The following is an 11,260-nucleotide window of genomic DNA, read 5'->3' on the forward strand; positions in this document are numbered from 1 at the left end:
GTCAGTCCCCGATCGCCGCTAGGTATTCGCTGTAGAACAGGGCCATGCCGATGGCCGACGCGATGGCGGCGAGCAACCAGAACCGGATGATCACCGTCGTCTCCGCCCAGCCGCCGAGCTCGAAGTGGTGATGGAACGGCGCCATCCGGAACACGCGACGCCGGCTGGACCGGAACACCGCCACCTGGATGACGACGGACGCCGCCTCGGCGACGAACAGGGCGCCGATGACCACCATGAGCAGCTCGGTGCGCGTGGTGACGGACAGGCCCGCGAGCATGCCGCCGAGGGCGAGCGAGCCGGTGTCGCCCATGAAGATCTTCGCGGGGGCGGCGTTCCACCACAGGAAGCCGATGCACGCGGCGGCGCCGGCGGCGCACAGCAGCGCCAGGTCGAGCGGGTCCCGCACGTCGTAGCAGCCCTTGCCGGGGTCGGCGACGCACGAGTTGCGGTACTGCCAGAACGTGATGATCACGTAGGCGCCGAGCACGAGGCTCATCGACCCGGCGGCGAGCCCGTCGAGGCCGTCGGTGAGGTTGACCGCGTTGGACCACGCGCTGACGAGCAGGTACACGAAGAGGATGAACACCACCGCGCCCATCGAGACGGTGGCGATGTCGCGCACGTAGGACAGGTGGGTGCTGCCCGGGGTGAGTCCGTCGCCGTTGCGGAACTGCAGGGCGAGGATGCCGAACGCGACCGCGGCGACGAGCTGGCCGACCAGTTTGGCGGTCTTGTTCAGGCCCAGATTGCGCTGCTTGCGGATCTTGATGAAGTCGTCGAGGAAGCCGACGCCGCCGAGGGCGGTGGTCAGGCCCAGCACGAGCAGACCCGAGGCCGACGGTCCCTCCGCACCCTCGTAGGCCAGGCCGATCGCGTGCGCACCGAAGTATCCGGCCCACAGGCCGGCGAGGATCGCGACGCCGCCCATGGTCGGTGTGCCGCGCTTGGACTGGTGGCTCTGCGGTCCTTCGACGCGGATCTCCTGACCGAATCCCTGCCGCGAGAATGCCTTGATCAGCACCGGCGTCAGCAGGATCGACACCGCCAGTGCGATTCCCGCGGCGAAGAGGATCTGTCTCACCGTGCGGCCTCCGTTTCCGTTCCTGCCGTACCCGCCGTTCCCGCGAGGATCGCCTCCGCCACCGTCCACAACCGGACGGACTGCGAGGCCTTGACCAGTACCAGGTCGCCGGGCCGCAGCTCGCGCTCGAGGAGCTCGATCGCGGCGGCGGCGTCGGGGACGTGGCTCGCCTCGTCGCCCCAGGATCCTTCCATCACCGCACCCTGGTAGAGACCGCGGACCGGGCGGGTCGCGCCGACCGCGACGATGCGGGTGACGTCCAGGCGCACCGCGAGCCGGCCGATGGCGTCGTGCTCGACGACGGACTCGTCACCGAGTTCGCCCATCTCCCCCAGCACCGCCCAGGTCCGGCGCGGGCTGTCGCCGGCGCGGGCCATGGTCACCAGCGCCTTGAGCGCCGCCCGCATCGAGTCCGGGTTGGCGTTGTACGCGTCGTCGACGACGGTGACGCCGTCGGCACGGGTGCGCACGTCCATACGGTGCGCCGACACCGCGCCGGCACCGCCGAGCGCGGTCGCGACCTGCTCGGGCGTGGCGCCGCACTCGAGCGCGACGGCCGCGGCCGCCAGGGCGTTGCCGATGTGGTGCTCGCCGTGCACCGCGAGGGTGACCGTGGTGCGGCGCTCGGTGCCGTCGTCGCGCACGACGAGGGTGAACGTGGGACGGGCGTGCTCGTCGAGGTGGACGTCGGTGGCCCGGACCTGCGCGGCCGGGTCGCTGCCGACGAGCACCACGCGGGCGCGGGTGCGCGGTGCCATCGCGGCGACCAGGGGGTCGTCCGCGTTGAGGATCGCCACGCCGCCCTCCTCGGCGGCCGGCAGGGCCTCGACGAGCTCCCCCTTCGTCCGGGCGATGACCTCCTGGGAACCGAATTCCCCCAGGTGGGCGGTGCCGACGTTGAGCACCACCCCGATGCGGGGCGGCGCGACGGTGGCGAGGGCGGCGATGTGCCCGGGTCCGCGGGCCGACATCTCCAGCACCAGGAATCGGGTGTCGGTGGTGGCGCGCAGCGCCGTCCACGGATGCCCGAGCTCGTTGTTGAAGGAGCCGGGAGGGGCGACGACCGGGCCGAGCGGCGCGAGCACCGCGGCAAGCAGGTCCTTCGTGGAGGTCTTGCCCGCGGATCCGGTGACGCCGACGACGGTCAGCCCGTCGGCGGTGAGCTCGTCGACCACGGCGCGGGCGAGGGCACCCAGCGCGGCGAGGACGGCGGCACCCGAGCCGTCGGGGTCGTGTTCGAAGGCCAGCGAGTTGGTCTCGACCGGCGGCACCGGCGGCACCACGACGGCGGGCACACCCACCGGTCGGGCGGCGAGCACCGCGGCGGCGCCGGCGGCGATGGCGTCGGCGGCGTGATCGTGCCCGTCGGAGCGGGCCCCCGGCAGCGCCAGGAACAGCCCGCGCGGGGTGACCTTGCGGGAGTCGAACTCGACGGTGCCCGTCACCTCGACGGCCGGGTCGTCGACGTCGTGCAGTGTCCCGCCGACCACCTCCGCGATGCGGGCGAGTGTCATCGGGATCATTCGGTGCCTCCGTACTGCTCGCTACCTGCGCCGGCGAACCGGTCGATGGCCGCGGCGAGCACTTCGCGGTCGTCGAAGGGGTGCTTGACCCCGTGGATCTCCTGGCCGGTCTCGTGGCCCTTGCCTGCCACGAGGACGATGTCGCCCGGGCGTGCCCAGCGCACGGCCGCCTCGACGGCGGCGGCCCGGTCACCGATCTCGCGGATCTCCCCCCGCTGCTGTTCGGGGACGGCGCGGGCACCGGCGAGCAGCGCGGCGCGGATGACCGCCGGATCCTCGGTGCGGGGGTTGTCGTCGGTGACGACGAGCAGGTCCGCCCCACGGGCTCCGACGTCGCCCATGAGCGGACGCTTGCCGTGGTCGCGGTCGCCGCCCGCACCGACGACGACGGCGAGCCGGCCGCCGGCCGCCCGTCCGCGCAACGTCGCGATGACGGCCTCGAGCGCGGCCGGCTTGTGCGCATAGTCGACGACGGCGAGGAAACCCTGCCCGCGGTCGACCCGCTCCACCCGTCCGGGTACGTCGACGTCGGCGATGCCGGCGGCCGCGGCGTCGACGTCGACCCCGACCGCCGCGCACACCGCGACGGCGAGGGCGGCGTTGGCGACGTTGTAGTGGCCGGGCAGGCGCACCGCGACGCGCCGTGCGGTGCCGTCGGGCCCGGCGAGGGTGAACACCTGGGAGCCGGACGGCTCGGTGCGGACCGCCGTCGCCGTCCAGTCGGCGGTTCCGGTGGTGGCGACGGTGCGCACCGCCTCGGGCTCCGCAGGGTGGGCGGCGCGGGCGATCCCGGCCATCCGCACGCCCCACTCGTCGTCGATGCACACGACGGCACGGCGGGCCCGCACGGGCGAGTCCGCCGCGAACAGCCGGGCCTTCGCCCCGAAGTAGTCGTCGAGGTCGCGATGGAAGTCGAGGTGGTCCTGGGACAGGTTCGTGAAGGCACCGACCGCGAAGCGGACCCCGGCGACCCGCCCCAGGGACAGGGCGTGGCTCGAGACCTCCATCACCACGGTGTCGATGCCCTGCTCGCGCATGGCCGCGAACAGGGCGTGCAGCTGCGGGGCCTCGGGGGTGGTGAGCGCGCTGGGGACCCGCCGGCCCGCGAGGCGGGTCTCGATGGTGCCGACCAGGCCCGTGACCCGCCCGGCGGCGGCGAGCCCCGCCTCGACCAGATAGGCGCTGGTGGTCTTGCCGGAAGTGCCGGTGATGCCGACGACCTGCATGTGCTGCGACGGGTCGCCGTAGATGGCGGCGGAGACGACGCCGAGGACCGACCGCGGATCCGGGTGGACCAGCACCGGCACGGGGCGGGTGACGACGGCGGCGAGGTGCTCGCATCCGGCGGCGTCGGTGAGGACGGCGACAGCACCCCGTTCCAGGGCCTCCGCGGCGTATTCGGCGCCGTGCGCGCGGGCGCCCGGGAGTGCGGCGAACAGGTCGCCGGGCTGCACCCCCTGGGCCCGCAGGTCGACGCCGGTCACGAACACCGGGATGCCCGCGGCGGAGGTCGTGGCGCCCGGTGCGACGGTGCCGACGGTGGCGCCCACGGCGGCAGCGAGGTCGCGGAGCTGCGTCACCGGTGGATGCTCGGGTCTCAGGCCGCCTCCCGGCGGGGACGGGTCCGGACTCGACGGCACAGGCACCAGGCTCCTCTCGCTCCGCGGCAGTGTCTCCTGCCGTTCCTCTACTCCCGCGGCCGCGCTGTTCCCGAGCACCGGGGCTCGACCGCGGTGTCACGGTACCGACGTGTCAGGTTACCGACGGGCGGCGGTGCCGCCGACACGTGCTCGGCGATCGACCGCACCCGCGCGGCTCAGTCCACCTGCAGGATCAGCTTGCTGCCCGGGTCCGCCGACAGCGGCACGCCCTCGCGCTGCAGCAACCACGAGGCGATCGTGTGGAACAGCGGTGCGGCGGACTGCCCGCCGCTGCCGTCGGCGCTGCGGGTGGGCGCGTCGAGCATGATGCCGATCACGTAGCGGGGGCGGTCGGCGGGCGCGATCCCCGCGAAGGTGATCCAGTAGTTCGAGTTCGAGTAGCACTTGCATGCGGGGTCGACCTGCTGGGCGGTGCCGGTCTTGCCGGAGACCTGGTAGCCCTCGATCGCCGCCGGGGTGCCGGTGCCGCGCTGGTTCCCGGTGTCGTCCTGCACCACGGCGCGGAACATGTCGCGCACGGTGGCGGCGGTCTGCGGGCTGACCACCCGCACCGGGTCCGGCCGGGGTGTCTCGGTGCGGGTGCCGTCGGGTGCGACGACCGCCCGGACGACGCGCGGCGGGATTCGCTCGCCGTCGTTGGCGATGGCCTGGTAGATCCCTGCCATCTGGAGCAGCGTCATCGACAGGCCCTGCCCGATCGGCAGGTTGGCGAAGGTGCCGCCGGACCACTGCTCGCGACTCGGCACGCTGCCGGCGGACTCGCCCGGCAGGCCCACGTCGGTGCGCTGCCCGAGGCCGAACAGGCCGAGCATCTGCGCGAACCGGTCCTCACCGACCCGTTCCGCGAGCATCAGGGTCCCCACGTTGGAGGACTTCCCGAACACACCGGTGGCGGTGTAGGGCACGACGCCGTGGTCCCACGCGTCCTTGACGGTGACGCCGGCCATGCGGATCGTGCCGGGCACCTGCAGCACCTCGTCGGGGGTGGTGAGGCCGTCCTCGATCGCGGCGGCCGCGGTGACGATCTTGTTCACCGACCCCGGCTCGAAGGGGGTGCTGACGGCGGGATTCCCGAGTTCGGCGTCCTTCGGGTTGTTGCCGACCCCGATCGACGGGTCGAACGTGCCGTCGTTGGCCATGGCGACGACCTCGCCGGTCCGGGCGTCGAGCACGACGGCGGACGCGTTCTTCGCCCCGGACAGGTCCTTGGCGCGCTGCACCTGCTGCTGCACGTAGTACTGGACGTCGGAGTCGATGGTCAGTTCCACCGCGGAACCGTCGACGGCAGGTTGCTGATCGCGCCAGCTGCCGGGGATCACCGCGCCGTCGGAGCCCCGATCGTACGTCGAGGAGCCGTCGGTGCCGGCGAGCACGGAGTCCATGGAATCCTCGAGACCGAGGAGGCCGTGCCCGTCCCAGCCCGTCGCGCCGACGAGGTTGGCGGCGAGCGAGCCGCCGGGATACAGCCGGATGTCCTGACGCTCGAGACCGACCTTGTCGTACTCGTCGACGAGCGAGGTCGCCACGGCCGGATCGACGCCGCGCGCCAGATAGACGAAGGTCTCGTCGCTGCGCAGCTTGTCGAGGATCTCGTCCTCGGGGGCGGCCGCTCCGAGCGCCTCGTGGATCGCCTTCGCGAGACCCTCCAGATACGCGTCGGTCTCCGGCTGCGTCGGGTCCTCGGCGCGCGCCTCGTCCAGCTCTCGCCGGACGCGGACGGGCTGGAAGGTGAGCGCCTTCGCCTCCATCGTGTAGGCCAGCGGACTGCCGTTCCGGTCGGCGATGGTGCCGCGGGTGGCAGGCTCGACGAGCCGCGTCGTGCGCTGGCTGGCCGACTCGGCGGTCAGCTGCGGCGCCTGGACGACCTGAACCCACAGCAGTTGCACGGCCGCGACCCCGAGGGCCAGGAACATGACTGCGCGCCCGTACCGGTAGCGGAACCGGAACCCGGTGGTGTCCGCTCCGCCGGAGGCCTTGCGCGGGCGGGTGCGCCGGGCGGGCGCCGGCCGGCGGGAAGCAGCAGGGCGGCCGCGGACCGGCCGGGAAGACGGTGGGGTCCCTCGCCTCACCGGCGCCCGTCCTCGGCGTGCGTCGCAGGGGTCACGGGCACCAATTGTTCCGGCTGACCGGGCGCGGCCCCGGCATTGCCGGGCGACGGCGTGGCGTCCGGGGATGCCGGGGCAGGCTCCCCGGCCGGTACCGCCGCAGTAGCCCCGGCCGGCACCGCCGCAGTACCCCCGGGCGGCACCGCCGCCGCAGCCCCGGGCGGCACCGCCGCCGCAGCGGACGGCGCGGCGCCCGGGGTCGTCGCGGTGGGGGCCTCACCCGCGGCGCCGGCCGACGGCGCGGCGGCCCGGTCGGTGCCGGCGGACGGGGTCAGCGGCCGCGGGTTCTCGCTCCCCGCGCTACCCGCGAGCGGCGGAAGCTGGGCCCGGGTCCGGTCATCGGCCGCCGGGGGGTTCAGCGGCGCGGCCGGTGCCCCCTCGGCGGGGGCCGGGGTTCCCACCACGCGCACACCGCCGTCGTCGCCGACGACCAGGCGCGCGACCTCGCCGGTGGGGATCATGCCGAGCTTTGCAGCCTGCATCGCCAGCACCGGCGCCGAGTTGCCGGTTTCGACGTCGCGCTGCAGCACGGCGCGCTCCTGGATCAGGCGCTGGTTGTAGTCGCGTGCGGCGCTGAGCTGGTAGGAGTCCTCCGCGGCGCGCGTGGTCAGCAGCAGGGTTACGGCCATGCCGATGCCGAGGAGACCGATAATGGTGGCCACGAACGGAATTCGCGCCGCCACACTACCGCCGCGGCGAGCCGGTGCGGGAGTCGCCGTGTCCGGGGTCAGGTGCGCCGTGCGACGGCTGCGCCGCTGATACGCCCGCTGCGCAGCCGTGGATCGAGCCGGACGGCGAGCAGGTGCTGCCACCTGTACGGTCATCGGTTACCTCCTGGCGATTCGTTCCGCGGCACGCAGGCGCACGGGCGCCGAACGCGGATTGGCCTCGATCTCCTGCTCCGTCGCCCGTTCCGCCCCGCGGGTGAGCATCCGCAATTCGGGCCCGGTACCCGGAAGTTCCACCGGGAGCCCCTCCGGGCTCTTCGACTTCGTCAGCGGGGTGAGAATCTGCTTGACCACGCGGTCCTCGAGGGACTGGTACGACATGAACACCACCCGTCCCCCGACGGCGAGAGCGTCCAGGGCGTCCGGGATCGCGGCGCGCAGCGAGTCGAGTTCCCCGTTGACCTCGACCCGCAGCGCCTGGAACGTGCGCTTGGCGGGATGGCCGCCGGTGCGGCGGGACGCGGCCGGAATCGCCCGGTACAGCAGCTCCACCAGCTCCCCGCTCGTGCGCAGCGGCGTCTTCGCCCGCTGCCGCACGATCTCCGAGGCGATCTTCCCGGCGAACCGCTCCTCCCCGTAGGTGCTGAGTATGCGGGCGAGGTCGCCGTGGCTGTAGGTGTTGAGCACGTCGGCCGCGGTGACGCCCGTGGTGGGGTCCATGCGCATGTCCAGGGGTGCGTCGCGGGAGTAGGCGAAGCCGCGCTCGGCCTCGTCGAGCTGCATCGAGGACACGCCGAGGTCGAACAGGATCGCATGCACGGAGCCGACCCGATCCAGCCCGCACGAGGCGAGGGCGTCGGCGATGCCGTCGTAGCGGGTGTGCACGAACTGCGTGCGGTCGGCGAACGGCGCGAGCCGCCGGCGGGCGACGGCGAGGGCCTCGGGGTCGCGATCGAGCCCGATCAGGCGCACACCCGGATAGGTCCGCAGGAAGTGCTCGGAGTGTCCGCCGAGACCGAGGGTGGCGTCCACATAGATCGCGCCCGGGCCGGCGGCATCGATGGCGGGGCCGAGCAGTTCGTCGGCGCGGCCGAGCAGGACGGGGATGTGACCGAAGCTCTCCGGACTCCCGGCCTCCGGAACTGCCGCCGCGTCCTGACCCTCCGCCATTCTTCCTCCGGTTGTCCTGCTCGGTTCGTGGGCGATCGGATCGTGGCTTCGGTCGGGGGGTTCGCAGTCACGCCTCCGGATACGACCGCGGCGAATGCATCGAGGTCTCTGTCCGAACTGGAAACCTGGCGTTGGGGAAGTACGTCAGGGTTCCGTTTCACGAACCTGGCACTGGGGAAGTGTGTCAGGGTCGCTGTCGGGCAGAGGCCTCGCGGCACTCGCCGCGGTGGCACTGCGGTCGCTGCTGCGGTTCCGGTCACAGAATGTCGTGCAGGGCCTCGTCTCTCGCTTCCGAAAACTCTTCCTCGTGCTCGGCGAGGTATTGCTCCCACGCCGCCGCGTCCCAGATCTCCAGGTGTTTGACGGCACCGATCACGACGCAGTCCTTCGTGAGCCCCGCGTACTTGCGGTGGGCGGCGGACAGGGTGATCCGGCCCTGCGCATCGGGACGCTGCTCGTCGGTTCCCGCCGCCAGGCTCCGGAGGAACGCCCGGGCCTGCGGATTGCTCCGCGAGGCCGCGGCGGCGCGCTCGGCCAGGGCGGCGAACTCGTCGCGCGGAAAGACGGAAAGGCTGTGGTCCTGACCCTTCGTGATCATCAACCCTCCCGCCAGTTCGTCTCGGTACTTCGCGGGCAGCGTGAGCCGCCCCTTGTCGTCCAGCTTGGGTGTGTGGGTACCGAGGAACACTCGACACCCCCCGCCACGCCCCGGCCGGACCCTGCCTACTACCCGACGGAGGAACCCCTCCGCCGCGACCCACACTACCCCACTTTCCCCCACGTTCAACCGCTTACGCGCCCGCGCGCGGCGCCGTTTTTCGACTGTGCGCAGTTCACGGCGGGTGGGGCGGAGTGGGCGACGACGCACGGCGCGGGCAGCGTCGCGACGCGCGGACCGAGACGCGGGCGCGGGACAGCGAACCCGGACGCGGGAAACACGCTGGTCGGCTCCGTCGCCTCCGCTGCGCGCCGGTCCCGGGAGCCGGAGTGGGCGGAAGTGGGGTACGAACGTGGGGGACGGTGGGGCGCCCGGCGCCGCGGCCGCCGCTCGTCCGGGAACGACGAACGGCGCGTCCCGTGGCGGGACGCGCCGTTCGTGAGAACTCGCGTGGAAGTACTGTCGCGCTACTCCTGCTCGAAACGCCGGCGGAAGCGGTCCTCCATCCTCTTGCTGAACCCTCCACCGGACTTGCGGCCGCCGCGGGACCTACCATCCCCGGCACCGCGGCTTGCCCCGCGGGGACCGTCACCGACGCCTGGACCGCGCTTGCCTCCGAGGAGGAGCAGGACCCCCGCGCCGAACATGACGATGAATCCGACGAGACTGATGATCGGGAACCCACCCGGCTTCACCGGGAGGGCGACGCCCGCGATCAACAACGCCAAACCCAGTGCGAACAACGCGCCGGCCTGGAGCCGACGCCGACTGGACGCCATCCCCATCCGGCTTCCCCGGACGGTAGAGGCGAACTTGGGATCCTCAGCATAGAGCGCGCTCTCGATCTGTTCGAGCATGCGCTGCTCGTGCTCGGAGAGTGGCACGGTACCTCCCCCGGCACTAAAACGGTGGCCGCCGGATCTGCGGTCCAGATCGACGGGGGGCCGACTTTGACGGCCGCCTGGCTCAATAATACGAGTACATCCCGGCGGGGACCACCAACTGGGGATTCGAGTTCGATCACGGTTCCGAAGGTCCTGCGTATGACGGACCGACGACCCTGGCCCGGGCCGTCGAACGACCCGGGCTGCCCCCTGCACCGATCATGCGCTGCGCCGGTCGTCCCCCGACCTCGAATTCCCGGACGCCGACGGGTCGTCCGCGCCCGTCAGGTAGTCCTCCACCTCGTGGAGAAAGCGGCCCACCTCGTCGTAGAAGCGGCTCGCCTCGTCGGCGGGCACGGAACGCGTGACCCCCGCCTCGATCGCCGCGCGGGTGTCCGAACGATCGGCGAAGAAGTCCGCCCAGGCGGCGAACTCCGGCTCCGCGCGGGCCATGAGCACCCAGGCGTTGCGGGTGCGGGGACGCCGCGCCGGCCGCACCGCCCGCAACTCGGCGCCCGCGAGCACGGCGCCGGCACCGCGCAGGGCGGCGAGATAGGCCAGGTGGAATCGCTCGGACGGTTCCGGAGTGCCGGCGGCCGCCGAGAGCAGCTCGTCGGCACGGTCGAGCAATGTCGCGGCGCGCGACGACACCGGGCGGGCGGCGCAGTCCGATCGGCCGACGGCCCGCGGGCCGGTCGCACCCGACTGTGCGGTTCGTGACGTGACCATCACTCCGAACACCTCCTGCACCCCGCCGGGGCACCGGCCGGGTCACGGCCCCGGCGATCCGGCGATGTTCGCTTCCCTCGAACATCGCCGGATCCCCGGTATCGAACATCCGTTCGACGTATTCAATATAGCTGCACCTACCGACACGTCGTCAAGGGAAGGCGGTCCAGTCCCCGTCATGAGTACGGATGCGACCCCGCGGGGCGCGGCGCCGATCCTCGTCGATCTGTCCGCTGCCGAGTTCCGCGCGCGACTGCCCGAGGTGCTGCCCATCTACGTGGCCGCCATGCGATACCCGCGCGGCACCGAGTACCACCGCGCGCCCATGTGGTCCGAGCACTCCGCCCGGCCGGGATGGAAAGCTGTCGCGGCGGCACTGCCGGACGAACCGTCGAGGCTCGTCGCGATCGCCTACGGCTATCGCGGGTCGCCGCACCAGTGGTGGAATCAGCAGGTGCGGACCGGGATGCGCCACGCCGGCTACCCCCCGGAGACGATCGACGCCGTCCTCGGCGACTACTTCGAGCTGACCGAACTGCACGTGCGGCCGGACGCCCAGGGTCACCGCATCGGGGAGGCGCTCCTGCGCCGGTTGCTGAGCGACCGCCCCGAGCGCACGGTCCTGCTGTCCACTCCCGAGATCGCCGGCGAGGACAACCGGGCCTGGCGGCTGTACCGGCGATTCGGGTTCCGCGACGTCGTCCGGCAGTTCCGGTTCACCGGGGACGCCCGCCCCTTCGCCGTCCTGGGACGGGACCTTCCGCTCGAAGGTCCGTAG

General features: G+C 72.6%; 10 protein-coding genes. 1 reads left to right on the forward strand and 9 read right to left on the reverse strand.

All coding sequences use genetic code 11. The features are described from left to right. Position 1 precedes the first annotated feature (1 nt). From mraY to KZJ41_RS16600, 9 genes are all read right to left on the reverse strand, one after another. Positions 2–1,084, reverse strand: coding sequence for a phospho-N-acetylmuramoyl-pentapeptide-transferase (mraY, locus tag KZJ41_RS16560; RefSeq protein WP_003934158.1), 1,083 nt, complete (start codon positions 1,082–1,084; stop codon positions 2–4). Continuing rightward, positions 1,081–2,607, reverse strand: a complete 1,527-nt coding sequence (murF, locus tag KZJ41_RS16565) for a UDP-N-acetylmuramoyl-tripeptide--D-alanyl-D-alanine ligase (RefSeq protein WP_050035361.1) — start codon at positions 2,605–2,607, stop codon at positions 1,081–1,083. Before murF ends, mraY begins: the two co-directional genes overlap by 4 nt. Beyond that, positions 2,604–4,247 (reverse strand): UDP-N-acetylmuramoyl-L-alanyl-D-glutamate--2,6-diaminopimelate ligase, encoded by a 1,644-nt coding sequence (locus KZJ41_RS16570; RefSeq protein WP_373566484.1) that lies wholly within the window; start codon positions 4,245–4,247, stop codon positions 2,604–2,606. The genes murF and KZJ41_RS16570 overlap by 4 nt, the downstream gene beginning before the upstream one ends. A 176-nt stretch (positions 4,248–4,423) precedes the next feature. After that, positions 4,424–6,337: a penicillin-binding protein 2 gene (locus KZJ41_RS16575; RefSeq protein WP_161996734.1), complete on the reverse strand. Its 1,914-nt coding sequence runs from the start codon at positions 6,335–6,337 to the stop codon at positions 4,424–4,426. Beyond that, positions 6,334–7,035 (reverse strand): hypothetical protein, encoded by a 702-nt coding sequence (locus tag KZJ41_RS16580; RefSeq protein WP_251549312.1) that lies wholly within the window; start codon positions 7,033–7,035, stop codon positions 6,334–6,336. Before KZJ41_RS16580 ends, KZJ41_RS16575 begins: the two co-directional genes overlap by 4 nt. A gap of 165 nt (positions 7,036–7,200) precedes the next feature. After that, the gene (gene rsmH / locus KZJ41_RS16585; RefSeq protein ID WP_006933391.1) at positions 7,201–8,211 is read right to left on the reverse strand and encodes a 16S rRNA (cytosine(1402)-N(4))-methyltransferase RsmH; all 1,011 of its coding nucleotides are present in this window, start codon (positions 8,209–8,211) and stop codon (positions 7,201–7,203) included. A gap of 256 nt (positions 8,212–8,467) precedes the next feature. After that, entirely contained in the window at positions 8,468–8,899 is a 432-nt protein-coding gene (mraZ, locus tag KZJ41_RS16590) for a division/cell wall cluster transcriptional repressor MraZ (protein ID WP_010594381.1), read from the reverse strand. A 437-nt stretch (positions 8,900–9,336) separates the two neighbouring features. Continuing rightward, positions 9,337–9,753 carry a DUF3040 domain-containing protein gene (locus tag KZJ41_RS16595; protein WP_006933389.1) on the reverse strand — a complete coding sequence of 139 codons (417 nt, stop codon included), beginning with the start codon at positions 9,751–9,753 and terminating at the stop codon, positions 9,337–9,339. Positions 9,754–9,972: 219 nt separating this feature from the next. Further along, positions 9,973–10,482, reverse strand: coding sequence for an SAV_6107 family HEPN domain-containing protein (locus tag KZJ41_RS16600; RefSeq protein WP_029544189.1), 510 nt, complete (start codon positions 10,480–10,482; stop codon positions 9,973–9,975). A 178-nt stretch (positions 10,483–10,660) separates the two neighbouring features. Between KZJ41_RS16600 and KZJ41_RS16605 the strand changes: the two genes are divergently transcribed. Next, positions 10,661–11,260, forward strand: coding sequence for an N-acetyltransferase (locus tag KZJ41_RS16605; RefSeq protein ID WP_029544191.1), 600 nt, complete (start codon positions 10,661–10,663; stop codon positions 11,258–11,260).

The organism is Rhodococcus sp. 11-3, from assembly GCF_023704055.1.
GTDB classification, from domain to species: domain Bacteria; phylum Actinomycetota; class Actinomycetes; order Mycobacteriales; family Mycobacteriaceae; genus Rhodococcus; species Rhodococcus aetherivorans.